Here is a 25,269-nt window from a genome sequence, read left to right as displayed (position 1 = left end):
CCTTCTGACTAATTGAGCCGCATAAATATAGTAGCTTTGCGAATTCCTGTTATTTCTCCTGTACTGGTGACAGTGAGCGATCGCAAGTGGTCGAACAATGGTCTTGCCGAAAGTTCAATTAACCTCAACAGCGGGATTTGTTTTTCCCAAATTGCCCTGCTGGAGGGCCAGTCTAAATAAAAATAGCCGTCGTTAGATGGCGGTAGCGGTTCAATGCTGGTTTGAAAATCTTGATTGGCAACTAAAGAACCTGTTGCGGCTGCTTCTAGTGCTGCGTCCATTGCTTCTACTGAAGTGGTGAAAATTTCGTATTTGCCGACGGTGGCTCGGACTCCTTTTGCCTCGGTTTCGATCGCACTTTTTCTATTATTTTCTTTACCATAATTTGGGTTGGTTGTCAACTGCGTCCAAGCGGTAATTTTCTGGTTTCTAAGAGTAAAGCTGCCGATGCTGTATTCTTTGCTGCGGGCAATTTCATCGAGTTTGTCGATCGCCTTTTGGGAATCGGCAGAGTTTTCGGCGGCAAAAATCCAGTCGGCACCATTTGACGAATTCGGAAGCACTGCTAAAGCGTATTCTCCTTGTACCCAGTCAAATATATCCTGTGGCAGGTTGACGCCCCAAACTTGCTGAATATCTCCCAGGGTGCGATCGACTAATTTTGAGATTTCAGCGTTAGCTGACACCGCAGATGACAAATCAGCCCAAAAATTCCTTAAATCGGTGCTGGCGACCGCGAAAGGACTGGCTGAGGGAATGTACTGCAAGGCTTGCACTGGTTCGGAGAGTGTTGGAGAAGCTGTGTTTTCTCGCGATGTCACTAAAGCAGTTTGAGCCAGCAATCCTCGTCGGTTGACTCCGACAGCAACTGCGAGAGAATTAAGAGAAACTGGGGGATTTTGCTCGGTTGCTGATTGCGGGAGATTGACAAATGCTAAAGCAATTCTGCCTTGAGTTAGCTGCTGTAAAGCTTTTTGATATTCCGGGGTATTGTTGAGATTTAGGTTGGCTGATTCAACGTTATTAATTGCATCTCGAATCACAATCGGGCTATTGGCAAACAAAACAAAATTTTGGTTATTACCCGCATTTATATTACCGCCGATGGCTGCTGTTGCGAAGCTGGGTGGCAAACTTGAATTCGGCAGAGAAAGCGGGTTAAAAGGCGAAAGCGAAGCAGCTTTTTTCTTGGCTATTGGTGGTTGTTTATAATTAATTTTCACGCCTTTATATAGTTCCGAATGAACTGTTTTATCGGCACGAGATTGTTTGCGCCAGTAGGAGTCGAGAAATTGTTGGCTGCGATCGACCTTTTGGGAGGAAACGGCTAGCAAAAACCCGGCTTGTTGGCCGTTGTTGCTGTCGCCATCGAAATCTGGGTTTGTGACGGCGAGGGTAATTTCGTCACCTATCCAAGGTTGGATATCTCGACTGTAATCGAGGCCTGTACTGGCGAGGAAACTTTTTTTGATTTGCTCAAATTCTGCGTGCGATCGACTTCTTTCTTCGGGAGTGGCAAAAACTTGTCGCAATGCTTCGAGGCGATCGGGATTTACCAGCATTGAAGCTAACAAAGGTGCTTGTTTCGAGACAAACACAGCCGCAGCAGGAGTAGTTGTCGGCCCGCCAGCGAGCAAATTCAGGGGAGTGTGAGTTGTCAGCCAGTAAAAACCACCGGCACTCAAGCCTAAGAGTGCCAAGACACCAGCAATGAGGAAAGAAAAGAACGATCGCAACTTCATACAACAAGGACTAATGACCACAGTCTATTATTAACTAGAGTAGCGCATGACCGTAGCTGTCGGCAGATACTTTTTGTTCAGTTCGCAAAACAAAAAGATCAACTAAAATATACTCAAGCTTTAAAACCCAAGTAAAATGCTAACAATATCAACGCCCCCCGAACAGCGAGTTTTACTGCCCAATATCAGTTGGCAGTTATATGAAAGCCTGCTAGGGGAACTGGGCAACAAACGTTCTACCAGAATTGCTTATCATCAAGGTCAATTAGAAATTATGGTGCCGCTACCGGAACATGAAAATCGCAACAGGCTAATCGACCGCTTAATTGTAACTCTCATCGAAGAACTCAATCTTGAGTACAACCCCTTTGGCTCGATGACTATTAAAAAACGCCCAAAAGCAGCGGGGAAAGAACCAGATTCCTGTTATTATATCCAGAATGAAGCACTGGTCAGAGGGAGAACAGAATTAGACTTTGCTCAAGATCCGCCGCCAGATTTAGCACTGGAAATTGATATTACCAGCAGTTCCTTAAATCAATTCGATTTATATGCAGATTTAGGCGTACCAGAAATTTGGCGGTACGACGGACGAAGCATCAAGTTTTATCAATTGCAAAATGGCGAATATGCCGAGTGCAATTTTTCGCGGGCTTTTCCGATGCTACCCACTGCAAAAGTTGACGAATTTATCGATCGGTGTCAAACTACAGGCGCAACCACAGCAGTGCGAGAATTCCGGGAATGGGTAAAAAATCAGTAATTGTGCAGTCTACCACGGCACTCCTCGCGCATCGGAAAAATCTGCATCTAGAAGCGCCCCCGGATCGAATACAGCATCAGTTAAATCAGCCTTTCTAAACGACGTTATCGACAATTTTTCTATTTGTTCAACAGCGATAAAAAAGCCGATCGCCGTTAACCCCAGAATTACCCCAGAAACCAAAAATAAGACAATTCCCCTGATAGTATCTCCGCCCAAAAATGTCACAATACCGCTAGCCCCGATCGCAGCAGCAGCCCCAGCCACAGCCCCCGCCACAATCCCAGCCTCGCCCCGAGTCGCAGCAATCGCCGTCGCAGCGGTTCCAGCCACCGCCACCGCCCCCGCATCCGCCCCACCAATCAGTCCAGTCAAAGCCCCAGCCGTCGTCACTGTCACCGCCGTTACACCAGCCCTAGCAATCAAATTTCTCACCCGCCTGCGGCTTTGTCCGGTTCTGACACCCTGAAAATTTGCCCCTCTCAAAATCGCCCCGGTGAAATTGCAGCCTCGAATGTCGCAACCGCTGAAATTCGCCCCTGACAAGTCAAGCCCTTTAAAAGAACGGTTCCGCAAGTTTTGGTTAGCAAAATTGAGATTTCGAGGTTGAGTCATTCGATTTTAGATTTTAGATTTTAGATTAACCAACCAAAGGTCTGGGTTTTTAGATTTTAGATTATAGATTTTAGATTAACCAAGCACAGGGCATTTAGAATATAGCCTGTGGTTTATAACGAGTTTCCATGTCTCCCATCTCCGAATCCCCATTTTCCCCCCAACAAATTGCCGCTGAAAGACTCACACCTGAAGAATATGAAGAAATCGTTCAGCGTCTTGGTCGCCATCCTAATAAAGCTGAATTGGGAATGTTCGGCGTTATGTGGAGCGAACACTGCTGTTACAAAAATTCGCGGCCACTATTAAAACAGTTTCCCACAGAGGGCGATCGAATTCTCGTCGGGCCCGGAGAAAATGCCGGCGTCGTAGACTTGGGATACGGCTTGCAACTCGCCTTCAAAATTGAATCCCACAACCACCCGTCAGCAGTCGAACCTTTCCAAGGTGCAGCAACCGGTGTCGGCGGGATTCTCCGCGATATCTTCACAATGGGTGCACGCCCGATCGCACTTTTAAATTCCCTGCGTTTCGGCAACTTAGACGATGCTAAAACTCAGAGGTTATTCAAAGGCGTAGTATCGGGAATTTCCCATTATGGAAATTGCATCGGCGTGCCCACAGTTGGCGGCGAAGTTTACTTCGATCCTGCTTATTCCGGCAACCCATTAGTTAACGTCATGGCCTTGGGTTTAATGGAAACTCAAGAAATCGTCAAATCCGGGGCATCTGGCATCGGAAATCCCGTGCTTTATGTCGGTTCAACTACCGGGCGAGATGGCATGGGAGGAGCAAGTTTTGCCAGTGCAGAATTGACCGACAAATCAATGGACGATCGCCCCGCCGTCCAAGTAGGAGATCCATTTTTAGAAAAATCCTTAATTGAAGCTTGTTTAGAAGCGTTCAAAACCGGTGCAGTCGTCGCCGCCCAAGACATGGGTGCGGCCGGAATCACCTGTTCCACCTCAGAAATGGCAGCCAAAGGCGGCGTCGGCATTGAATTCGATTTAGACAAAGTTCCCGTTCGAGAAAGCGGCATGATTCCCTACGAATACCTGCTTTCGGAATCCCAAGAACGGATGTTGTTTGTTGCCCAAAAAGGACGCGAACAGGAATTAATCGATATTTTCCACAGATGGGGATTGCACGCGGTAGTAGCGGGGACAGTCATCGAAAAGCCGATCGTCCGAATTCTCTTTAAAGGCGAAATCGCTGCCGAAATTACCGCGACTGCTTTGGCAGATAATACGCCAATTTATCACCGAGAATTGTTGACAGAACCACCAGAATATGCTAAAAAAGCATGGGAATGGACGGCAGATTCGCTGCCACAATCCACAGTTGCAGGTATCGAAATTAACGGCAATTTCCAAACTTGGAATCAGATTTTGCTGACGCTTTTAGATACTCCCACCATCGCTTCTAAACGCTGGGTTTATCGCCAATACGACCATCAAGTGCAAAACAATACTGTTGTTTTACCGGGAGGCGCTGATGCTGCGGTTGTCAGATTGCGTCCGCTAGAACCCTGCCAATCTTCCCTTGCTGAAGGGCTAGAAGTACACCCCCTTGCTAAGGGGGATCTACTGAGAGAAAATGCTGTTTCTCTAGCTTCCGAAAGCAAACAGGAAGAAGAAGTAATTCCTCTATTTAAAAAGGCACAAGGTAGGGAAACTCCACCAGTTTCTCCCCCCCTTAGCAAGAAGGAAGCGCCCCTGGGGATGATTCCTGGAGTTGCTGCAACGGTTGATTGCAATTCTCGTTATGTTTATCTCGATCCTTATGAAGGTGCAAAAGCAGTCGTAGCGGAAGCAGCGAGAAATTTAAGTTGTGTGGGGGCTGAACCTCTGGCAGTTACTGATAATTTGAATTTTGGCAGTCCCGAAAAGCCGATCGGATATTGGCAGTTAGCCTCAGCTTGTCGCGGAATTGCTGATGCTTGTCGGGAGTTGGGAACGCCTGTGACTGGGGGGAATGTTTCTCTTTACAATGAAACTGTTGATTCTGAGGGAAATCCTCAACCAATTTATCCGACTCCGGTAATCGGAATGGTGGGGTTAATTCCCGATTTGAAGAAGATTTCTGGTCAAGCTTGGCTAAAGAAAGGTGATTTAATTTATGTGCTGGGAATGGGGCGGCACGACACGGATGATGACACTGATACACGGATGGATTTGGGTGAATCTTCGCTATCTAAAAATTCCCAAGCGCACGACACGGATGATGACACTGATACACGGATAAATTTGGGGGAATCTTTGTTATCTGAAAGCTCAAAAATCGAAACTTCTCCTACTTTAGGAGGTTCGGAATATTTAGCGGCAATTCACGGGATTGTAGCAGGGAAACCGCCAAGGATAGATTTTGAGTTAGAAAGAAAAGTGCAATCGGTTTGTCGCGATGGAATTCGGCAAGGTTGGGTAGGTTCTGCCCATGATTGTGCGGAAGGTGGAATTGCGATCGCCCTCGCGGAATGCTGTATTTCTGCTAAAATGGGTGCAGAAATTCATCTCAGTTGCAATTCGGAAAATGTCAGCCGCTGGGATGAAATTTTGTTTGGTGAAATGGGCAACTGCATTGTAGTTTCCGTCGCCCCAAAAAATCAAGAAATTTGGGAGGCTTACCTGCAAGAACATTTGACAAAAATGTGGCAGAAAATTGGTTTAGTTTGCTGTGCTGAATCACCTTTGCGGGTTGTGAGTGCTGACAATCAAGTGTTAATTGAGGTTGCGATGAGCGAGATGGGCGATCGGTTCTATAATGCGATCGAGCGTCGGATTACATCTGTTTGACAACATGAAATTTCGAGTCCCCTAAATCCCCCTTAAAAAGGGGACTAGGGGTTGACTTTGAATACTCTTGTCCCCCCCTTCGTAGGGGCGGTGCCCCCGTGCCCGCCCTTGGCTAGGGGGTATCTCCGGGTTTAAAGACACACCTGAGATCCGCGACTTCTTACAAAATTCACGATTCTGGTAAAAACCTATTACAGAAGTCGGGGTTCTTGCACACTATACAATATAAACAATATCATTCCTAAAATAAATGATTTGCTGTATCAATCCCAACTGCCCCAACCCTCAAAACCCTGACGGGCAAACATATTGCATCAGTTGTGGTCTTGAACTCGTACCCATCCTGCGAAATCGCTTCCGCATGATCAAACTCCTCGGTCAAGGTGGCTTCGGCAGAACTTATTTAGCAGAAGATATTGATAGACTAAATCAACCCTGTGTCGTTAAACAATTAGCACCAAACGTCCAGGGAACGTGGGCGATTAACAAAGCGGTAGAATTATTTCAGCTAGAAGCTAGACAACTGCAACAGCTAGGACAACATCCCCAAATTCCATCCCTTGATGCCTATTTTGAAGACAACAAATATTTGTATCTCGTACAACAGTTTGTGGATGGGGATAATTTGTTGACGCTTTTCCAAAATCAGGGAATTTGGCAAGAAAGCCAAATTCAGCAACTATTACTCGAACTTCTACCTGTTCTCAAGTTTATTCACGAACAAAAAATTATTCACCGAGATATCAAGCCTGAGAATATTATGCGCCGTCGCAGCGACGGTGTGTTAATGCTGATTGATTTCGGAGTTTCCAAACAGTTGTCGGGAACAGTGATATCGCGACAGGGAACGCAAATTGGTTCGCATGGTTATGCACCGCTTGAACAAATGCAAGGGGGTGAAGCTTATGCAGCAAGCGATTTGTTTAGCTTGGGGGCGACGGCTTTTCATCTACTGACGGGGGTACATCCTTATGGTTTGTGGACGGAACACGGTTATAGCTGGACTGCAAATTGGCAGCAACATTTGAAAAGTCCCATAGACAAGGGATTGGAATTTATTTTATCTAAGTTGTTGGCAAAAGATATCCAGCAGCGCTATCAATCAGCAGATGAAGTTTTAAAAGATTTTCAACGTCAGTCAATACCAACTCCCGCACCGATATCAAATCCCACAATTCCTGTGATTCCACAACACTCTTTGCCGTTACCAACTAACACAACAAGGCGAGGTTTCTTGCAATTAGCGGGTTTTGCTGGGGGAGGATTTGCATTAGCTGTGCTGGGTCAAAGTTTGTTGAACAACAAATCTTCTTCGTCTTCACCAAATCTTCCACCTTCATCCAACAAGGCGGCCCCATCTCCTAAATCATCAGCTCAAAAATCATCTCCAAAAACTACAGCCAAAGGTTCATCGCCAAAACCATCTCCACAATCTGTAGCAGAAAGTCCATCGCCAAAACCCTCTCCAAAACCCTCTCCAAAACTCGCACCAGAAACTCCAAAACCTCAGCCATCTTCCAATGCTTTAAAAAGCTTGACTTTTGAAACAGTGACAGTCAACTCAACGGGGCAAATTGCCAACCGCCGTCAAGGAAAAGCACAGGCTTTTATAGAAAATATGGGGAATGGTATTACTCTCGACATGGTAGCAATTCCTGGCGGCAGTTTCGTGATGGGCTCGCCCGATACGGAAGCCGGACGAAGTAGTTATGAAGGGCCGCAGCGTACCGTGAATATCCCGGCTTTTTTTATGGGTAAATATGAGATCACTCAAGAACAATACCAAGCGGTGATGGGAAATAACCCTTCTGAGTTCAAAGGTGCGAAACTTCCTGTCGAAAAAATAAGCTGGAATGACGCTGTGGAATTCTGCAAGCGGCTTTCTAAAAAAACAGGCAAGACTTATCGTTTACCTTCACAAGCGGAATGGGAATATGCTTGTCGCGCCGGAACTAAAACACCTTTCTATTTTGGTGAAACAATTACCCCGGATTTAGTTAATTATAATGGCAATAATCCCTACGCTGGGGCATCGAAGGGACTTTACCGCAAACAAACAACTGAGGTCGGGAGTTTTGCGCCCAATGTTTTTGGGCTTTATGATATGCACGGAAATGTTTGGGAATGGTGCAGTCATCCAGACAACGATCGCAACGATCGCCGGGTGCGGTGTGGCGGTTCCTGGAAGGACACTGCGGTGAATTGTCGCAGTGCGTATCGTCTTAGCAATTCGGCGGGCGATCGTTACTCGGACATTGGTTTTCGCGTGGCTTTGGTTTCCGCGTAGTCTGGGGTTTTCGCTTCTTTGCTGTAGTCTCCCGCGAGGACTTTTCTTTTAAGACTCGGCGGTTGAAACCGCGCCTAAACGAGACTTTACCCAGATGGTGCGCGGGTTGAAGCCGTAGGGTTCGTCGCCCGAAACAATCTGCAAGTTCGATCGAGAATCTCGCAGCGACGCACCCTACAAATTAAACTGAAAAACTTATCTGATCCGTGGTATTGCCATAACTTACCGCGCCCCAATTGACTTTACATGGCCGCACAGATTTCCATGATGATATAGTAGGTCAATTTTATGAATAAGTCGATCTCGATCTGCCTTAAATTCTAATATTTCAAAAAGCCCATCAAGCAAGTTTCTAATTTATTTGCCATTGCATGATCGCCTATCTCTTAATCCCCCTCTGCTGGGACGAGAGTTTGACTCTTAAGCGATTTCAATAGACTGCTGGCGCCTTTAAAAATGGTTTCACCCCTCACCCCTAAAAATAGTGGCTCTGGAGTAAATATTTAATTAACCATATAGCTATTAACTACCAAGAGCGAACCCAAATGCTGCATTCCAGATGTGAGGGGTAACACCCTCGGCGAATTCGCCAACAGTATTTTTCAATCGCCGCATCCCTCGTCGGCCGTTAATCAACGTTAATATAGGATTTGGCGGCGATCGATACTACAATGCGATTGAACGTCGCATCGCTTCGGTCTGAAATGCTACACAATTTGGAAATTACGACAGATCCGTGGCAAGATTAAGGGAATGTTAAGTTATGCGACGCTTTCGCAAACAAGATTTCCCGCTGAAACTGTCCCCCTAACCCACCTTCCCCATTAGGAACCCACCCATCTATGATTCCCAACCATTCCTTCGCGGCTGACGAGCATTCTAGCAAACCCGACAAGCCCGAGGAAGCTTGTGGCGTTTTCGGTATCTACGCACCGGGTGAAGATGTCGCCAAGTTGACCTACTTCGGTTTGTATGCCTTGCAGCACCGGGGTCAGGAATCAGCAGGAATTGCCACCTTTGACGGTGAAAAAGTCCACCTGCACAAAGATATGGGACTGGTTTCCCAAGTCTTCAACGAATCGAGTTTAGGTCACTTGCCCGGTAACTTAGCCGTAGGGCACACTCGCTACTCTACTACCGGCTCGTCGCGCGTGGTCAACGCTCAGCCTGTGGTTGTCGAAACTCGTTTGGGAAGTCTGGCTCTAGCACATAACGGGAATCTTGTCAATACCAAAGAATTGCGCGAAGAATTGCTGTCTCGGAAGTGCGAGTTTGTCAGCACGACGGATTCAGAGGCGATCGCAGTGGCGATCGGTTCGGAGGTAGACAAGGGCAAAGACTGGCTGGAAGCAGCGATCAGTGCCTTTGCTATGTGCCAAGGAGCCTTTAGTTTGACGATCGCCACCCCCAAAGGCGTGATGGGAGTCCGCGACCCCCAGGGCGTCCGCCCGTTGGTAATTGGCATCCTCCCCACAACTCCGGTACGATACGTTTTAGCATCGGAAACTTGTGGCTTGGATATTATCGGTGCTGAATTTTTGCGGGACGTAGAACCGGGAGAATTAGTTTGGATTACAGAGGAAGGTATGGCTTCCTTCCACTGGAGTCAGCAACAAAAGCGCAAACTTTGCATCTTTGAAATGATCTATTTTGCTCGACCCGACAGCCAGATGGAAGGTGAAAGTTTGTACAGCTACCGACTGCGGATCGGGCGTTTGTTAGCAGCAGAATCTCCGGCTGAGGCTGATATAGTCATCGGCGTTCCTGATTCTGGAATCCCGGCAGCGATCGGCTTTTCTCAAGCTTCCGGCATTCCTTACGCCGAAGGATTGATTAAAAATCGCTACGTCGGGCGCACTTTTATTCAACCGACTCAGACAATGCGGGAGTCAGGAATCCGCATGAAACTCAACCCTCTCAAAGATGTGTTGGAAGGAAAGCGGGTAATTATTATCGATGATTCGATCGTGCGCGGTACTACCAGTCGCAAAATCGTCAAAGCCTTGCGGGATGCGGGTGCAACAGCAGTTCACATGAGAATTTCCTCGCCACCGGTGACACATCCGTGTTTCTACGGGATCGACACCGACAATCAAGATCAGTTGATTGCTGCTACTAAGTCAGTCGCAGAAATCGGCGCCCAAATTGGGGTTGATTCTTTGGCTTTCTTGAGTTGGGATGGAATGCTGAAGGCGACTAACGAAGACCCGATGAGTTTTTGTTCGGCCTGTTTCACTGGTGATTATCCGATCGACGTTCCAGAAATGGTAAAACGGTCTAAGCTTATATTAGAAAAAGCTGGAACCTAGAAAATCAAAAATCGAGAAAGCGATCGCCCGTCACTTTCCGCAATGTAGGGATTTTCAAGTTTTTCTGGTAAGTCATTGCCAGAATGTGTGTAGAAATGTTACATTAACTTAGCTGTAGCAATTGCAGAATTTGTGAACAGTAGTGAACAGTCGGTTGGGTAGAACTTTTGTGAAACCCAACACTCGGATTGGAGATTGGAGATTGGAGATTGGAGATTGGAGATTTGTGCTTGAATCTAAAATCGTCAATCTAAAATCGATGGTTTTTCCCTACACTCTCGTTCACAATTCCTGCTCGAAACGCTGTATGCTACCTGCAGACTGGAGGTGGTTCCTCCAGATGTTCACTCTCAGATTGAAGTCGCATTTCGCACCAATAACGGGCACATGAGATTTTTTCAGATAACAGGGTCGATCGCACTAATTTTTCCCACACAAGTATTCCACAAGCCAACTTGCTTGAGAATCGCGGACGGGCTATTCATGCGAACTAAAGAACTTTAGAAACCCTTGGAGAGTAAAAATATGGCTCCTTGCGGGTTGAATGTTACCTCACCTGCATAGGGGATACAACCCCCCGACATGAGTCGGGGAGAGCCAAAAAATTTAGATATTAGTTTAAGCCCCCAGATTCATCTGTGGAGTGAATCTAAAATCTAAAATCTAAAATCTAAAATCGATTGACTGTTAAAAGAAGGCGGAATGCGGTTTCTCAAGTCAGCTTAAATCGGAAACTTCGTGCAATCAAATACTGTTCTCAATCCCGCGAGCAATCAAGGCTCATCCTCTCGTACAACAGAGTTACCTTTTACTCTTCAAGATATCAAGGCAGCCATTCCAGCCCACTGTTTTGAGCCCTCAGCATGGAAATCTCTGGCTTATTTCTTTTTAGATATTGGCATCATCGCAGGTTTGTATGCGATCGCCTACACCGTCGATTCCTGGCTGTTTTACCCAATCTTTTGGTTGATGCAGGGAACCATGTTTTGGGCATTGTTTGTAGTGGGCCACGACTGCGGACACGGTTCATTTTCTAAGAGCAAATGGCTCAACAACCTGATCGGACACCTCTCCCACGCTCCAATTCTCGTGCCCTTCCACGGTTGGCGGATTAGTCACAGAACCCACCACGCAAATACAGGCAGCTTAGATAACGATGAAAGCTGGTATCCGGTATCGGAGACCAAATACAATCAAATGCCTTGGTACGAAAAGCTGGGACGCTTTTATTTGCTGTTATTTGCCTATCCAATTTATTTATTTCGCCGATCGCCCGATCGGGCAGGTTCTCACTTCATGCCCGGTAGCCCGCTTTTCCGTCCGTCCGAAAAATGGGATGTGTTGACGAGTTCCGCATCCTTGGTACTGATGGTAGGCTTTTTAGGCGCGCTAACCTATCAGTTTGGTTGGCTGTTTTTACTCAAGTTCTACTTGGTTCCCTATGTAGTGTTCGTGATGTGGCTGGATTTGGTAACATTCCTGCACCACACCGAAGCCGATATTCCTTGGTATCGCGGTAATGATTGGTCTTTCTTGAAAGGTGCATTGTCTACGATCGATCGCGACTACGGAATCATCAATTCCATCCATCACGATATCGGCACCCACGTAGCCCACCACATTTTCTCGACAATGCCGCACTATCACTTGAAGGAAGCAACGGAAGCAATTAAACCAGTGTTGGGCGATTATTATCGCAAGTCAACCGAGCCAATTTGGAAGAGCTTTATTCGCTCTTACTGGAATTGTCATTTTGTCTCCGATACAGGTTCTGGAGTTTACTACGAATCACCTAACAGTCGGCTATCGGCTAAAGTTAAGTAGCTTAAATAAACAATAGAATACGCAAAAACCCGGTTTCTTTAAGAAGCCGGGTTTTTCATTATTTTTGCGCGTGTTTCATCAGATGTTCCACATCTGGAGGGGTGACAAGCCGCCCCAAACCCAGAGGTCTCTTCTTTGTGGAACAGGCCGGAAAGCCTGTTACGAAAAAATATATCAGTCACTGCTTTTTACCCCAAACATTCGGGATAGCCGACAGTTTTTAAATTTAAGGCTGCGATTTTTCCAAAGCTTGTATTACTACTTCAGTCTTCGCAGTCCAACCAATAATACCGCCTTGGGCGCGAATCATATCGATCGCGCTCTGTTTAAATTCTGGAAAGTAGCTGGCTGTAGCATCCTCAACGAGTAAACCTTCAAACCCCCGATCGTTAGCCTCACGCATAGTTGTTTGAACGCAAACCTCAGTCGTGACTCCAGTAAAAATTAGGTGAGTAATCGCTTTTTCACGAAGTATTAATTCCAAATTAGTGTGATAAAAAGCGCCCTTGCCTGGTTTATTAATTACTATTTCATCCGGCCTAGGTGTCAATTCTGGGATAATTGAATTGCCAGGTTCACCCAAAATTAAAATTCGTCCCATTGGGCCTCGATCGCCAATTTTCAGTTTACTTTGACCCCGCTTTTGCTTAGATGGAGGACAATCAGAAAGGTCAGGTTGATGGCCTTCAATAGTGTGAACAATAGGGAGATGGCGATCGCGAAATGCCTCTAACAACAGCTTTACCGTTGGTACGATCGCCTGTAGTTGGCTAACATCATTGCCTAAAGCTTCACCAAATCCCCCAAGCTCCAAAAAATCTCGCTGCATATCGATGATAACCAAAGCCACACCGCCAGAGACTGGCAGTTCATAATCATAAGGTTGGGCAGATATTAAGACCATAGCGATTTGACGTACTTCCCGGCCAGAATGCGCGGGGATTCTCAAAAGACGTTACGAGGCAGGCTTTCATCCGTGCTTCGCAACCTTTCTTCCTGTCTCGTCGATTCTTAACTAGACTGTTGCCAGTCCCCGTCAGACCATCTCCACAGGCATTTTCTTTAATGTCCAAGAAGCGTCCCTCCTCGGACAATCCGCGATTACGGATCACTTGAGCTGCTGCTACATCTCTATGGGTTGTGTATCCACACTCACGGCAATGATGAACTCGTTCTTCAAGTTCTTTTCTGCCGGTGTGAGTATCGCACTGTGGGCATACTTGCGAAGTGAAATCTTTATTCACCTTTTCAAAATACACGCCACGTTTCCAGCATACCCATTGCAAGATCGATATAAATTGACCAAATCCAGCATCAAGCGTGTGCTTTGAAAACATCCCTTTCGCCCAAACCCTGAAATCGATATCTTCAACAAATATCATTCCAGCTTGGTCGCACAGATGATTAGCCAGTTTGAATTGCCAATCTTTTCTAGTGTCTGTAATGTTTTGATGTAGCGAAGCTATTTTTTTATTTAGTTTGTGGCGGTTGTTCGACCCTTTCTTTTTGTTTTTCAACCTGCGTTGCAGCAATTTAAGCTGGCGGTGCTTGGTTTGGAAAAACTTGGGTCTAGCAACTAATTTACCATCCGATGTTGCTAAGAATTGGTCTAGTCCCAAATCTATCCCTACTGGATGACCAGAAGGCACAGGTAATGGTACATTAACATCACATTCCAGCGCAAGCATCATGAAGTAACCTGTTGCTTTGCTGACTATTCGAGCCTGTTTCACAACAAACCCATCAGGAATCTCCCGTGATTTGACATACTTTATCCATCCCAACTGAGGCAACTTGATTTGATTGCCTTTTACTAATTGACCTTTTCCCAATTGAGGATAAACAAACGACCGCAGTCTATATCTGTTCTTAAATCTAGGGAAACCCATCCCTTTACGCTTCATGTCAACAAATGCTGTTTCAAGCTTTCTCAAAACCTGTTGCAGAACTTGAGCGTTGACAGTCGCAAGTTCGGGATACTGTTTTTTCGCCAGGGTCAAAGACTTGGCCTGCTCAAAGTAGTTGGGGTAGGGAGTATCTGACCGAATAATGTATTCTGATGTGATTGAACAAGCATTAACTGGACACTTTCGAGAATTGAGCCAATCTTTGCGTTCGCGCAAGGCAAAATTCCATACTTTTCGACACACTTTTATTGTGTGTTCCATCTTCTGTACTTGCTCATGCGTGGGCGCTAGCTTGTACTCGTAAGTTAGAGTTAACACGCGATAAATCACCTCCTACAAAATTCTACTGTTTTTTGTAGGAGGTGTCAAAAAAGAGCTAAAAATGTTTGTGGCTTTGACTTGCAGCTTAAAAGCTGCCACTAGCTTTCATCCCCGGTCTGAAAGACCGGGGTTCTTAGCATATTCTCTATAGGTTTTTCCCAAATTACTAGGACTATGCAGCCAGCTTGGCTGACAACACTGTGGTTACTGTTAGGGGGGTTAATGACAAAGGTTCCGGCTTGGTGTTCGCCATTCTGGTCAGTTTGCGATCCAGTTAGGACGTAAATATGTTCAAAACCAGTATGCGTGTGCCTTGGGACACTCGCTCCCGGCTCATACCGCAGTAGAGCAGCAGCCGATCCACTTGTGTTGTCACCATAAAGTCGGTAGATTTCCACTCCATCACGAAATGGTTGCCAAGCCAACTCATTCTGCCACGTCGCGATATTAGGTAAATCCTTAAGGAGCAAAGCTTCGTTCAGTAGTTCAGTCATAGATATTCCAAAATTGATTAATGTCCTGCCATACTCTTACCTATCTGAACAAAATCTGCATCTGCGATCGCACTTTCATAAGTAAAATTCCCGCCACTAATTACCAAAACCCGATCGGACAATTTCAGCAGTTCATCTAAATCTTCGCTCACCAGCAACACAGCTACTCCTCGGTTGCGAGCCTCAATAATCTGACCGTGAATGTACTCCACAGCAGAAAAATCAAGACCAAAGCAAGGATTCGCGGCAATTAGTAACTTAATATGTTCGGCGGAGAGTTCCCGCGCTAGCACTGTGCGCTGTACATTTCCCCCCGACAGATTGCCTATAGGGGTATCTGGCGAAGGCGTTTTAATTTTGAAAGTATTAATTAAGCTCTTAGCCGCCTGCCTAATTTCTTTCAGGATGAGTAAGATACTTGCTTTAGCTTGAGGAGGGCGGTCAAACGTCCGCAGGGCTAAATTTTCTGCCACACTCATGTGTGGCACACAAGCATTATGAAGCGGTTCTTCTGGTAGTGCGAAGACCTGATGTTTAAACATCTCGGCTCGTGTTGCTGTATAAACTTCGCCATTGACCAGCACATCTCCACCTGTAGCAGAACGCTGACCAGCCAACACCTCCACCAGTTCCCGCTGACCATTGCCAGAGATACCTGCAATCCCAACAATTTCGCCACTGTGAACTGTGAGATTTACTCCGGTCAATACCTCCAGACCGTTGTCTTTATTGGCATGAAGATTTTGGACTTGAAGGACAGGAGTAGTTGTTGGGGGGGCTGTCTTTTCAACTTGTTTCGGCTCACGCCTTTCACCCATCATCATTTCAGACATATCCGAGACAGTCAGATCCTTCACCAAACCCTGACCTGCAAACTTTCCTTTACGCAGCACCGTGATGCTATCGCAAAACGCCATCACTTCTCGGAATTTGTGGCTAATAATTAATACGCTTAATCTTCCGGCAGTAACTTCTGCGCGCAGTAAACCTAAAACCTCATCGGCTTCCTGCGGAGTCAGCACCGAAGTAGGTTCGTCCAAAATCAAGATCCGACTCTGAAGATATATCTGTTTAAGAATTTCTAGCTTTTGTTTTTCCCCAGCAGCTAATTGAAAGACCGGGGTATCTAGAGGAACTCGGAAAGGAGCAGTTTTCATAAAAGCCTTCAACCGATCGTACTCGGCTTTCCAGTTAATCAAATTGGGGCTATCAAAGCGGGACAAAACCAGATTTTCCGCTACAGTCATCGCAGGCACAGAGGTGAAGTGCTGGTAAACCATGCCAATGCCGTACTTATGAGCATCGCGAGGACTTGCGATCGTAGTTTCCTGCTTATCAATCAAAACTTGACCTGAAGTAGGAGTATAGAAACCCATCACACATTTAACAAGGGTACTTTTGCCGGCTCCGTTCTCGCCCAGCAAAGCATGAAACGTCCCTGGTTTTAGCGTCATCGAGAAGTTATCAAGTGCAGTCATCGTGCCAAACCGCTTAGTCATGTTAACCACCTCTAGTTCTGGTGGTTGAATAAAGTTTTGAATTTGGAATTTTGAGTTTTGAATTTCCAGTGCGGATTTTCGATCTATAGAATCAGTTACTTCCGTCATGTTTTTGTCTCCCTTGTAAAGTTTCCAACTTATCGGCTACTTATGAGATTTAAATTTTTAGTTAGAGAGCCTGGCTCATTTCAATCTTTAAATTATTAATCTCATGTAGTAATATCTGCCTTCTTATCTGCGTTTATCTGTTTTTATCGTCGGTTAAATTTTAACCCCTGATTCCTACAGATAAATTTTTAAATCACTCTTACACAACCGATGCAACGCAACACAATATAACTTAACTTTTTCCTCAAAACTCATCCTTTAAAGCTTTGATAAATGCTTGTGAATCAGCAACCGTTCCAAACACTCCTCCCTGCATCTGGATCATCTTAAGTGCCGCCAGATGGTTGCCATAATCTGTTGCGCCTGTACAGTCAGATAAAAGCAAACATTCATAACCGCGATCGTTTGCATCTCGCATTGTGGTATGGACGCAGACATCGGTTGTAATGCCCGCCAAAACAATATTTTGAATGCCTTTGCGTTTCAGTAGCAGATCTAAATCCGTGGCATAGAATGAGCCTTTTCCCGGCTTGTCAATCACCGCTTCTCCCGGCAAAGGCGCGAGTTCTGGAATGATTTCCCACCCTGCTTCACCTCGAACTAAAATTCTGCCGCAGGGGCCGGGATCGCCAATTCCGGCGTTAATTTGGCGCGATCGCCACTGCTTGTTTTCTGGTAAATCTGCTAAGTCGGGGCGGTGTCCTTCGCGGGTGTGCATGATATGGAAGTGCTTCGCCCGTGCGACTTCTAAGACTTGCTTGATTGGCTCAATAGGAGCGCGAGTCAGTGACAAGTCGTAGCCCATCTTATCAACATATCCACCAATGCCGCAGAAATCAATTTGCATATCAATTATCAGCAGCACCGTATTTTCTGGGCGCAAATCGCCATTGTAAGGATAAGGATATGGTTCAGCTTCTACAAAACGTCCCATGTTTATCTTCCTTGCGATAAATTCCTGTTTTACGTACTAGTTCCTAAAGATCCAGGCGCGCCTGTCAAAGTTCGTTTCGGCGAACAAGTAATAATCATGATCGCCAGCGTCAGGATGTAGGGCGAAGCATTGAATAAGTAGTAATAGGAATCGACCCCTACTGATTGCAAAGCGGGGCCGATCGCCTGTGCTCCCCCAAATAGCAACGAGGCGTATAAGCACTGAACTGGATTCCAACGGGCGAAAATTACCAGCGCTACCGCCATGAGTCCTTGACCGCTAGAGATGCGTTCTGTCCAACTACCGGGATAGTAAAGGGATAAATAAGCACCACCAATTCCAGCTAAGAAACTACCCGCGATAATGCAGAGCATACGAACTTTATTAATGGAGATTCCCATTGCTTTGGCAGCATCGGGACTATCCCCAACTGCACGAATGAATAACCCCCAGCGAGTTGATTTAAAGAACCACTGCATTAGAGGAGCGATCGCTACACCTAACAAAAATAGGGGACAAATTTGTAGCGCTGATTGCACCGGAGGCAGATGACTCCAAGCACCCAGAGGGAAACTAGGCAACTGGGGGGCACTTGGTTGAATAAAAGGTTTGCCAAAAAAGAAAGCAATGCCGCTACCAAAAATAATCATGGCGATGCCTACGGCAATGTCATTTACTTTTGGTTGTACGCACAGCCAAGCGTGGATAAAACCTAGTACCATGCCAGCTAGACCAGCGGCTAAAACACCTAACCAAGGCGATCCAGTCTGATAAGAAATAGCATAGGCACTCATCGCACCCGTTAACAGTGTCCCTTCTAACCCCAAATTAATTTTGCCGCTTTTTTCAGTTAGGCATTCGCCCAAACTGACGAACAGAAACGGAGCGCTACCGCGCAAAGTTCCTGCCAAGATACCCAACGGTACTCCCCACCAACCTAATACTTCTGCTGCCATTGTGGATTCCTCCGATTTGAGATTTTGGCTTAACGTATTGCTCAGACAGTGGCTACTGATGGCTGCTCGCTAGAAGGTGGCTGCTGAGGGCGATCGATTGACCGTTCTTTGAAAAATGGCAAACGTCCGTAGAGCGATTCGCTATACAGAACTACCAAAAAGACCAACCCTTGGAACACTAAAACCGTTGCATCGGGCAGTCCATGTGCCCGTTGCAAGATGCCACCACTAGCAAGAATGCCACCAAGCAGAATTGCCACAATAGTCGCAGCAAGAGGGTTGTGTCGAGCAATGAATGCAACTAAGATACCGCTGTAGCCATAGTTAGCATTAAGTGATTCGTTAGCTCGACCGTGCACGGCTGCCACTTCCACCATGCCTGCCAAACCCGCACAAGAGCCAGCTAAGAAACAGATTGCCATTGTCAACTTGCCGACAGGAAGTCCGGCAATTCGAGCAGCGCGGATGTTACCTCCAGCCGTTCGAGCTGCAAAGCCAAAGGTAGTGCGCTGGATCAGGAAGTAGGCGATCGCACAAGCCACCAACCCATAAATTAGACCGTAGTGAACGCGGGTTCCTGGAATATTTCCCAACATATTCACATCAGGAATCGGGTAACTAGAAATTTTATTGACACTGCTGGGGTCGCGCATCACACCGCCGACTAAATGATTCAGCAGGGCGATCGCAATATAGTTCAACAACAAGCTGCTAATTGTCTCATTCACTGCCCGGTAATAGCGCAAAGCTCCCACTGCACCAATCCACACACCTCCACAGACAATTCCTGCCAGCGCCATTGCAATTTGGACTAACGTCGGCGGTGCAGAAGATAAAGCCAGTCCAGCGGCTACAGCCCCCAGACCCCCAACTACTAAAGCGCCTTCGTTACCGATAATCATTAACCCCAAACGGGCAGGCAAAGCCGTGCACAAGGAACTCAACATCAACGGTGCAGCCCTGATCAGGGTGTTTTGGAATGAATGCCAACTGCCAAACGCTGCTTTGTAGATTGAGGCATAGACAGCAAAGGGATTAGCTCCCGCTGCCGCACAAAAAATTCCAAACAATACCAATGAGAAGAGGATGGCGGCGATCGGGATACAAACCGCTTCCAAAGTTGTACGCCAGTTTTGACGGTTAATCATCATCAGAATAAAAGATGAATTACTAAGAAATTGATGAGTGTTGAATTAAAAACTTGCTTGTATAGCAGTTGCCGAGGGCGTGAAATACTTTCTTAGGGAAAGGAAGGGGTATGTAGGGGCAAACCTGCTCGCCCCTACTAAGCTAATCAGCGTTTAAGTTGTCCGCTATACAATTTTGAATGCACACCAGCTAATTAACTCGAAACTTTGCCGATGACGCCTGATGCCAGCCAATTCATCTTTTCTAGTTCTGCGTCTTGCTGCTTGTAATCCTTGCCTTCAGCAATCACAACTTTCCCGGTGTTATCTTTTATTTCCCCCTTATAAATGACCATGCTGCCATCTTGAAACTTACTCTTAGCAGCATCAGCATCCTTTTTCGCTTCGGCCGTTACGGCGCTACCGTAGGGCGACAGCTTCAAAAAACCATCCTTCAAACCACCGCGTACTAAATGGGGAATGCCTCCGTTCATTAGCGTCTTGCCAGCATTCAGCATTTCAGCATACTTAGAATAGACATTCGTCCAGTCCCACTCGGCACCTGTTAAATATCCTTTGGGCGCAAGTTGGGCTTGACTCGCATGGTAGCCAGTACAGAAAATGCCTCGTTTTTCAGCCGTTTCCATCACTACTTTGGGGCTATCTACGTGACAGGTAATTACATCAACACCCTGGTCAGCCATACTATTAGCAGCATCAGCTTCTTTAACAGGCAAAGACCAATCTCCTGTAAAAATCACCTGAGTTGTAACTTCTGGCTTAATGCTACGTGCCCCTAATGTAAAGCTATTGATATTGCGTAATACTTGCGGTATGGGTTTAGCAGCAATAAATCCTAATTTTCCGGTTTTGGAAGCGTGGGCGGCAACAATGCCTGCTACGTACTCACCCTCATCAATGTAGCCAAAATAGCTGCCAACGTTATTTGGATGTTTACCTTCCTGATAAAGCCCACCGCAGTGGAAGAATTGTACTTCCGGGTAATCCTTTGCCAGTTTCAGAATATGCGGGTCAAAGTACCCGAAGGACGTAGGGAACAGAACTGTTGCCCCATCCTGTTCGATCATGTTCCTCATGGTTTCTTGTACCGATGTAGTTTCAGGAACATTTGCTTCCTCTACGGTTTTTACCCAGGCTAATTTTGAAACCCCAGCGTTCCCTTCTGCTTGGGCTTGATTGTAGCCGTAGTCATCTTTTGGGCCAACATAAATAAATCCCATCACAATTGGCTTATCTTTTCCAGCCGAGTTTGCTTGAACCTCTTTAGCCGGAGTACATCCAGTCCAAAGGCGCGATGTGACTGCAAACGCTGTAGTAGATAAAATCCCACGAATTACTTGACGCCGAGGTATAAACAATGACTTTTTGGTACTCATTCTCTATGTTCTCACTAAAAGTCTTTAAGAGGAATCCATAGCTAAGCTTTAACGCTTATACTTGCTAGGATTGCTAAATATATTCACGCTAAATTTGCTAGCTTTTAGTCGATCTATTCAACAATGAGATTAAATGCGTTAATAACTATTTACATTCACATCACATCGTGAATTTAATGAAAAAGATACATGGTAAACCAAAACTAATTCTAATATAAAATTAGTTTTTGCTGGAAAGGTTCTTTTAGGAAAGTCTAATCCCCTAAAAATTAATGATGTTTATCTTATCCCAATTACTTTTAGTGGTAAGTTTTTTTATAAAAACTTAATAATATTCGCCAAATTGTCTCCCAAAAAGTTCGCTAGAAACAAAATCCAACAATAATGTTCACCAGAAACAAAAAATAATTTTTGAGTTCGGACACGCAACTAGCTTTTTAGTCTTGGACGCAACTTAAAAATAAGTCGAGGCTGAATCAAAAACAATAGAAATCGATATTATAAAATCAGAAAAATTGTTATTGATTTCTAATGAAAGTCAATAATCCGAGCAAGTTTTATGAGGACTGAAGTCTTCCCTACCAACTCTATAACGGTTATTGTACCGGAGATGTTGCACCATTCTCAATAAGCTTTTTATGAACAGGCAAGATGCCTGTTCCACAAAGACTGAATTTTCTTGTGGAACAGGCATCTTGCCTGTTCTTGAGAATGCTCCAAGATGTGACTTGTACCGGACATAATATTACAGATTGCCTTTGAGCCCGATCGCATTTACAATCGTCCACGCATCCACCAACAGCAGAAGCAGCGTACATCCCAGCAAAATAAGATACATCCAAGGCTGCGACAAAGGGCGGACATCTCTAGTATCAATACCTGTTTTTGCTTCCACCAAACCGACTAATTTACCAAATCCAGCCACCCGCATTGGCAACAAATAACCTTCACCCGAATGACTCAAAAAATAGTAAACTAAACCTCCTTGACCGGTCGATCGAGGTTTGAGAGCTTTTACCTCAGTCCAAGGTAGCGACCAACCCTTGCGAAAAAAACGCGGAAACCAGTTGGGATATGTGACTTCAATCCCTTCCTCGCTCAAAATTACCCTTTCACTGAGCACGCCGTACAGGCCCACAGCCCCGACAACAATTGCCGCCCAGAGTGCCGCGGGGGGAACCGGTGCTTTCGTTACTTCCGACAAAAACGGCAATGGAATTGTCAGGGCTGTGTACAAGCTCAACAGCGTGATTCTAATCAGGGGAGAAAGTTGGAATACCGCCGGCTCAAATACTGGGGCAGAAGATGGGGAAAATGCGATCGGTTGTGCTGACATGGCTGACATTCGAGAAGCTGTTTAAGGATATTTTTGCACAGTTGTCGGGCCCGCCAACCAAACTCAGGGAAATAGGAAAAACCGGACAATATTTCCAGTTGTGAGTTTTGATCTAAAATTCATTTCACAAACTTTGATTCTTAAGTGTTGAGTTTTTACCACTTTGCTGAAGTTGGAATTTTGAGCGCGGAGTTATCAATTAACTGACAATTTATAACTCAAAACTCACAACTTCGATTAATCAACGGCGGTTAGTGCCGGTACAGTGAAAGGTTCTGAGATTTCTCGGGATTTGGGGCGGCCAGCCATTACTGCTCGATCGCCCTCAACTGCCTCTGGGGATCTGCTAGGATTGAGGTTTGAATAGGGGCCTTCGTTAATCTGCAAGCGATCGCAAGGAATTTTATCCGACAAAATTGCACTGGCCATCATCCCGGTGTGAATTTCCAATGCTGCTGCGGGCATCGCTTCAAACACTAAGCGCTGTCCGGGAAAAACCACTCGTTCAAAGTACCAGTTAGGAATGTTGGCGATGCGAGCAATCTGAATCTGACTGGTGGCGTTGACGTAGCAGCACAGAATCTTGCTGTCAATGTCTGAGGGTAGGGGGTCAAGAATTTGAGCCATAACTGCTGAGGGAGCCTTGCCTAAAAGTTTTAGTTATCTTCTCAGGCTAACACTACGCGATCCCAGCCTACTGTAAAGCCGACTACCAACTCCCTAACACATTAGAGACCGATCGTACCTAAATTTAAATTTAACCAGATAAATATCTGGTTTTTAACTCCCCGCTGGGATTTTCTGTCAAAATACCCTGTATTGACTTAAAAATTAGCTTTTTTCTGCTGCTGTCGCCGATCGACACCAACAAGCTCGGCCTTGAACCAAATAGAAAAATTTAAGAATATTTAATGTCAAATTGCGAAAATTAGATAGATTGTAAAGTTATATTAAAAGAATATTAACATAGCTGAAAAAGTTCCACTTTAGGATATGGCAATCATGGAAAACCGAGAAAACCGAGTCCTGTACGTTCGCCTCCCTTGCAATCCTATTTTCCCGATCGGAGTTGTCTATCTTTCGGATCACGTACACAAGCTGTTTCCCGATGTCGAACAGCGCATTTTCGATTTAGGTGCCGTACCCCCCCTGGATTTCGCTAAAGCGTTAGATGCCAGCATAGACGAGTTTAAGCCGACTCTGCTAGTTTTCTCTTGGCGCGACATTCAAATTTACGCGCCCGTGGGCGGCAGGGGCGGCAACCCGTTGCAAAATGCCTTCGAGTTTTACTACGCCAAAAATCCGCTGATCAAATTCCGGGGAGCACTCGGAGGACTGCGTTTAGCCGCGTCTTACTACACCGAACTCTGGCGCAATTTGGGGCTGGTTAAGCGCGGATTGAAGCGGGCCCGGAAATACCGCCCGGAAGCCCGTGCAGTGGTCGGTGGCGGTGCTGTGAGCGTCTTTTACGAGCAGTTGGGCCGCAGTTTGCCCACGGGAACTGTGGTTTCGGTGGGGGAAGGCGAAGCTTTGCTGGAGAAGTTGATTAAGGGCGAAGATTTGGCCGAGGAAAGGTGTTATGTGGTGGGAGAAACTGTGCCACGCGCGAAGCTAATTCACGAAAAGCCAGCCAACATTGAGAAAAGTGCTTGCGATTATAACTACATCGAAACCATTTGGCCGGAATTTTCCTATTATCTACAGGATATGGACTTCTACGTGGGAGTCCAAACCAAGCGCGGCTGTCCTCATAATTGCTGTTACTGCATTTATACGGTGATTGAAGGCAAGCAAGTGCGGATCAATCCGGCGGATGAGGTGGTGGCTGAGATTCGGCAATTGTACGATCGAGGTATCCGCAATTTCTGGTTTACCGACGCTCAATTTATCCCGGCACGCAAATTCATCGACGATGCGATCGAATTATTGCAAAAAATCATCGCCGCCGGCATGACTGACATACACTGGGCCGCTTACATCCGTGCGGACAATCTCACACCCGAATTGTGCGATTTGATGGTAAAAACGGGGATGAATTACTTTGAAATCGGCATCACCAGCGGTTCCCAGGAACTGGTTCGCAAAATGCGGATGGGCTATAACTTGCGAGTAGTTTTAGAGAATTGCCGCGATTTAAAAGCGGCCGGTTACAACGATGTGGTTTCCGTTAATTACTCATTTAACGTCATTGATGAAACCTTTGAAACCATCCGGCAAACTATTGCTTATCACCGAGAATTAGAGCGGATTTTTGGAGCCGACAAAGTAGAACCCGCGATTTTCTTTATCGGGTTGCAGCCGCACACAATTTTGGAAGAATACGCCTTTAAAAAGGATATTCTGCAACCTGGTTACGATCCCATGAGTTTGATGCCTTGGACAGCGCGCAAGTTGCTGTGGAATCCCGAACCTTTGGGTTCGTTTTTCGGGCAAATTTGTTTAGAAGCTTGGCAGCGTAATTCCAATGATTTCGGCCGTGAAGTGATGGCTATTTTGGAGGAAAAACTCGGGTGTGCGGATTTGGAAGAGGCATTAACCGCGCCTGTGGAAATCAAAGACAAACAGTTGGCAGCCGTTAATTAATTACCAGGTTCGCAGTCAGGACGACCGTCCTTGAAAAAAGGGGAAATGGAAGAAAAAATGTGTTTTCTGTTTCCCTTTTTATTATTCAATAAATAGGTAAGTGCAAATAAACATTACCGTGTAATATCAAATCCGCCCTTCATCGTCCTGTATTCATCTCTCTGTTCTCTGACTCTGCGTTCTCTGCGTTCTCTGCGGTTGGTTGAGTCGATGGAAGGTATTATCCTTCGCACCTCTCAGTTAGATCCGGACGTGCTGGTTTCCCCGCATCCGGC

Annotated in this window: 18 protein-coding genes; 6 read left to right on the top strand and 12 right to left on the bottom strand. The window is 45.9% G+C overall.

All coding sequences use genetic code 11. From position 1 onward, the window contains the following. Positions 1–8: 8 nt before the first annotated feature. The gene (locus QUA43_RS04555; protein WP_333371427.1) at positions 9–1,742 is read right to left on the bottom strand and encodes a DUF3352 domain-containing protein; all 1,734 of its coding nucleotides are present in this window, start codon (positions 1,740–1,742) and stop codon (positions 9–11) included. Positions 1,743–1,878: 136 nt separating this feature from the next. Here QUA43_RS04555 and QUA43_RS04550 point away from each other — a divergent pair, with 136 nt between their 5' ends. Further along, positions 1,879–2,505, top strand: a complete 627-nt coding sequence (locus QUA43_RS04550; protein ID WP_333371424.1) for a Uma2 family endonuclease — start codon at positions 1,879–1,881, stop codon at positions 2,503–2,505. A 9-nt stretch (positions 2,506–2,514) separates the two neighbouring features. On the opposite strand, the gene QUA43_RS04545 is transcribed toward QUA43_RS04550, so the two are convergent. Next, complete coding sequence (locus QUA43_RS04545) at positions 2,515–3,120, bottom strand: pentapeptide repeat-containing protein (protein ID WP_333371422.1); 606 nt, start codon at positions 3,118–3,120, stop codon at positions 2,515–2,517. Positions 3,121–3,248: 128 nt separating this feature from the next. Between QUA43_RS04545 and purL the strand changes: the two genes are divergently transcribed. The 4 genes from purL (at position 3,249) to QUA43_RS04525 (ending at position 12,332) form a co-directional block, all read left to right on the top strand. Next, positions 3,249–5,912 carry a phosphoribosylformylglycinamidine synthase subunit PurL gene (gene purL / locus QUA43_RS04540; protein ID WP_333371421.1) on the top strand — a complete coding sequence of 888 codons (2,664 nt, stop codon included), beginning with the start codon at positions 3,249–3,251 and terminating at the stop codon, positions 5,910–5,912. A gap of 250 nt (positions 5,913–6,162) precedes the next feature. Continuing rightward, the gene (locus QUA43_RS04535) at positions 6,163–8,199 is read left to right on the top strand and encodes an SUMF1/EgtB/PvdO family nonheme iron enzyme (protein ID WP_333371419.1); all 2,037 of its coding nucleotides are present in this window, start codon (positions 6,163–6,165) and stop codon (positions 8,197–8,199) included. Between the two features lie 842 nt (positions 8,200–9,041). Next, positions 9,042–10,508, top strand: a complete 1,467-nt coding sequence (gene purF / locus QUA43_RS04530) for an amidophosphoribosyltransferase (protein ID WP_333371416.1) — start codon at positions 9,042–9,044, stop codon at positions 10,506–10,508. A gap of 738 nt (positions 10,509–11,246) precedes the next feature. Beyond that, on the top strand, positions 11,247–12,332 hold the full coding sequence (locus QUA43_RS04525; RefSeq protein ID WP_333371414.1) for a DUF3474 domain-containing protein: 1,086 nt from the start codon (positions 11,247–11,249) through the stop codon (positions 12,330–12,332). Positions 12,333–12,558: 226 nt separating this feature from the next. Here the strand turns inward: QUA43_RS04525 and QUA43_RS04520 are convergent, their stop codons facing one another. From QUA43_RS04520 to QUA43_RS04475, 10 genes are all read right to left on the bottom strand, one after another. Beyond that, positions 12,559–13,236, bottom strand: coding sequence for a cysteine hydrolase (locus QUA43_RS04520; protein WP_333371412.1), 678 nt, complete (start codon positions 13,234–13,236; stop codon positions 12,559–12,561). Then, the gene (locus QUA43_RS04515; protein WP_333371410.1) at positions 13,208–14,557 is read right to left on the bottom strand and encodes a transposase; all 1,350 of its coding nucleotides are present in this window, start codon (positions 14,555–14,557) and stop codon (positions 13,208–13,210) included. Before QUA43_RS04515 ends, QUA43_RS04520 begins: the two co-directional genes overlap by 29 nt. A 101-nt stretch (positions 14,558–14,658) precedes the next feature. Further along, positions 14,659–15,054 carry a cupin domain-containing protein gene (locus QUA43_RS04510; RefSeq protein ID WP_333371408.1) on the bottom strand — a complete coding sequence of 132 codons (396 nt, stop codon included), beginning with the start codon at positions 15,052–15,054 and terminating at the stop codon, positions 14,659–14,661. 17 nt (positions 15,055–15,071) lie between these two features. Continuing rightward, positions 15,072–16,661, bottom strand: a complete 1,590-nt coding sequence (locus QUA43_RS04505) for an ABC transporter ATP-binding protein (RefSeq protein ID WP_333371406.1) — start codon at positions 16,659–16,661, stop codon at positions 15,072–15,074. Between the two features lie 244 nt (positions 16,662–16,905). Next, a complete protein-coding gene (biuH, locus tag QUA43_RS04500; RefSeq protein WP_333371404.1) occupies positions 16,906–17,595 on the bottom strand; it encodes a biuret amidohydrolase in 690 nt (229 codons plus the stop codon). A gap of 29 nt (positions 17,596–17,624) precedes the next feature. Continuing rightward, a complete protein-coding gene (locus QUA43_RS04495) occupies positions 17,625–18,551 on the bottom strand; it encodes an ABC transporter permease (protein WP_333371402.1) in 927 nt (308 codons plus the stop codon). A 41-nt stretch (positions 18,552–18,592) separates the two neighbouring features. Next, the gene (locus QUA43_RS04490; RefSeq protein WP_333371400.1) at positions 18,593–19,702 is read right to left on the bottom strand and encodes an ABC transporter permease; all 1,110 of its coding nucleotides are present in this window, start codon (positions 19,700–19,702) and stop codon (positions 18,593–18,595) included. 191 nt (positions 19,703–19,893) lie between these two features. After that, the gene (locus tag QUA43_RS04485) at positions 19,894–21,075 is read right to left on the bottom strand and encodes a BMP family ABC transporter substrate-binding protein (protein ID WP_333371398.1); all 1,182 of its coding nucleotides are present in this window, start codon (positions 21,073–21,075) and stop codon (positions 19,894–19,896) included. 745 nt (positions 21,076–21,820) lie between these two features. Next, on the bottom strand, positions 21,821–22,411 hold the full coding sequence (locus QUA43_RS04480; protein ID WP_333371396.1) for a hypothetical protein: 591 nt from the start codon (positions 22,409–22,411) through the stop codon (positions 21,821–21,823). Positions 22,412–22,648: 237 nt separating this feature from the next. Then, positions 22,649–23,038, bottom strand: a complete 390-nt coding sequence (locus QUA43_RS04475) for a DUF1830 domain-containing protein (protein WP_333371394.1) — start codon at positions 23,036–23,038, stop codon at positions 22,649–22,651. A 375-nt stretch (positions 23,039–23,413) separates the two neighbouring features. On the opposite strand from QUA43_RS04475, the gene QUA43_RS04470 reads away from it, so the two are divergent. Next, the gene (locus QUA43_RS04470; protein ID WP_333371392.1) at positions 23,414–24,994 is read left to right on the top strand and encodes a photosystem II high light acclimation radical SAM protein; all 1,581 of its coding nucleotides are present in this window, start codon (positions 23,414–23,416) and stop codon (positions 24,992–24,994) included. Positions 24,995–25,269: the final 275 nt, after the last annotated feature.

Source organism: Microcoleus sp. N9_B4 (genome assembly GCF_036701635.1).
Classification (GTDB): domain Bacteria; phylum Cyanobacteriota; class Cyanobacteriia; order Cyanobacteriales; family Microcoleaceae; genus Microcoleus.
Note: the sequence above shows the minus strand (reverse complement) of the source record. Positions and strands in the feature narration are given on the sequence as shown.

Bases quoted from the DNA above. Each gene is read 5' to 3' on its own strand.
- QUA43_RS04555 (WP_333371427.1), bottom strand. From the start codon at position 1,742: ATGAAGTTGCGATCGTTCTTTTCTTTCCTCATTGCTGGTGTCTTGGCA.
- QUA43_RS04550 (WP_333371424.1), top strand. From the start codon at position 1,879: ATGCTAACAATATCAACGCCCCCCGAACAGCGAGTTTTACTGCCCAAT.
- QUA43_RS04545 (WP_333371422.1), bottom strand. From the start codon at position 3,120: ATGACTCAACCTCGAAATCTCAATTTTGCTAACCAAAACTTGCGGAAC.
- purL (WP_333371421.1), top strand. From the start codon at position 3,249: ATGTCTCCCATCTCCGAATCCCCATTTTCCCCCCAACAAATTGCCGCT.
- QUA43_RS04535 (WP_333371419.1), top strand. From the start codon at position 6,163: ATGATTTGCTGTATCAATCCCAACTGCCCCAACCCTCAAAACCCTGAC.
- purF (WP_333371416.1), top strand. From the start codon at position 9,042: ATGATTCCCAACCATTCCTTCGCGGCTGACGAGCATTCTAGCAAACCC.
- QUA43_RS04520 (WP_333371412.1), bottom strand. From the start codon at position 13,236: ATGGTCTTAATATCTGCCCAACCTTATGATTATGAACTGCCAGTCTCT.
- QUA43_RS04510 (WP_333371408.1), bottom strand. From the start codon at position 15,054: ATGACTGAACTACTGAACGAAGCTTTGCTCCTTAAGGATTTACCTAAT.
- QUA43_RS04505 (WP_333371406.1), bottom strand. From the start codon at position 16,661: ATGACGGAAGTAACTGATTCTATAGATCGAAAATCCGCACTGGAAATT.
- biuH (WP_333371404.1), bottom strand. From the start codon at position 17,595: ATGGGACGTTTTGTAGAAGCTGAACCATATCCTTATCCTTACAATGGC.
- QUA43_RS04495 (WP_333371402.1), bottom strand. From the start codon at position 18,551: ATGGCAGCAGAAGTATTAGGTTGGTGGGGAGTACCGTTGGGTATCTTG.
- QUA43_RS04490 (WP_333371400.1), bottom strand. From the start codon at position 19,702: ATGATGATTAACCGTCAAAACTGGCGTACAACTTTGGAAGCGGTTTGT.
- QUA43_RS04485 (WP_333371398.1), bottom strand. From the start codon at position 21,075: ATGAGTACCAAAAAGTCATTGTTTATACCTCGGCGTCAAGTAATTCGT.
- QUA43_RS04480 (WP_333371396.1), bottom strand. From the start codon at position 22,411: ATGTCAGCACAACCGATCGCATTTTCCCCATCTTCTGCCCCAGTATTT.
- QUA43_RS04475 (WP_333371394.1), bottom strand. From the start codon at position 23,038: ATGGCTCAAATTCTTGACCCCCTACCCTCAGACATTGACAGCAAGATT.
- QUA43_RS04470 (WP_333371392.1), top strand. From the start codon at position 23,414: ATGGAAAACCGAGAAAACCGAGTCCTGTACGTTCGCCTCCCTTGCAAT.